Source organism: Rhizobium sp. 01T444, from assembly GCF_056398305.1.
In genome coordinates, this window is the sequence record NZ_JBFTPD010000375.1 from 1 (window position 1) to 540 (window position 540).

General features: G+C 73.0%; 1 protein-coding gene. It reads left to right on the top strand.

All coding sequences use genetic code 11. The annotated features are described in order from the left end of the window. A partial coding sequence (locus AC1DTN_RS39020; protein ID WP_477925597.1) for an MFS transporter occupies positions 1-540 on the top strand: 540 nt, incomplete at both ends.

Sequence of the window (540 nt, forward strand, 5' to 3'; positions counted from 1 at the left end):
GCATCATCGCGCTCGTGCTGGCGTGGGTCGGCGACACCGTGCCTTACGCGGAGCGCCAGCCGGTGCTGGCGCGCTTCCTCAGCTTCTCGCTGGGCGGGATGATCGCGGGCCAGTGGGTGTCGGGCGTGCTCACCGAGTGGCTCGGCTGGCGTGCCGTGTTCGCGTTGCTGGCCGTGGCCTTCTGCGTCGGCGGGCTGGCGATCACCTTCAATCGCGAGGTCCGCGGCGAAGCCGTGAGGCCGCCCTCCCCGCACGGCCACGTGCGCGATCTCCTCCACGTCCTGTCGGTGCCGTGGGCGCGCTGGATGCTGCTGGTGGTGCTGGTCGAGGGCGTCTTCGCCTTCTGCGGCCTGGCCTTCCTGCCGGCCGTCCTGGTGCGCGAGTTCGGGCTCGGCCTGTCGGCGGCGGCGGCCATCGTGGCGCTGTACGGCGCCGGCGGCTTCTTCTACACCTTCGCCGCCCGCCGGCTCGTGACGACGCTGGGTGAAAGCGGCATGGCGATCGTCGGCGGGCTCGCCATGGGCGCCGGCTGGCTGGCGC